At 64.2% G+C, this 575-nt stretch carries 1 protein-coding gene; it reads left to right on the forward strand.

The features are described from left to right. Positions 1-575 (forward strand): filamentous hemagglutinin N-terminal domain-containing protein (locus tag NP503_RS33190; RefSeq protein WP_236383641.1); only part of this gene is annotated, 575 nt, incomplete at both ends.

Below are 575 nucleotides of genomic sequence, written 5' to 3' on the forward strand. Positions count from 1 at the left end.
TCCTCGGCAACGATGCTGAACCGCGTCACCGGTGGCACTAAATCGACCATATCGGGCCAGCTCAACGCCAATGGCCAGGTGTTCCTGGTCAATCCCAACGGCATTGCCATCTCCAAGACCGGCAAGGTCAGTGCCGCGGGTTTCGTTGGCTCCTCGCTGGGCATCAGCGACGAGGATTTTGAGGCCGGAAAGCTGGAGTTCGAAGGCAAGGGAGCTTCCGCTGCCGTCGCCAACCAGGGTGCGATCAGCATCGGGCGTGGCGGCTATGCCGCATTGATCGGCGGCAGCGTCGACAATGCCGGCTCGATCACCGTGCCGCTCGGCAAGGTCGGGCTCGGCTCGGGCGAGAAGGCGGCGCTCGATCTGTCCGGCGACGGCTTCTTGCAGGTCTCCGTGCCGACCAGGGCTGATGGCAGCAATGCGCTGGTCAGCAATTCCGGACGTATCAGTGCCGATGGCGGACTGGTCGAACTCAAGGCGGCGGCGGTGCGCAATGCAGCACGCCAGGCCGTCAACATGTCCGGTGTCATCGAGGCACGCACGGTGTCAGGTCAATCCGGCGCCATCGTGCTTGG

Origin of the sequence: Mesorhizobium sp. SEMIA396 (genome assembly GCF_024518615.1) — a bacterium.
GTDB lineage: Bacteria > Pseudomonadota > Alphaproteobacteria > Rhizobiales > Rhizobiaceae > Mesorhizobium.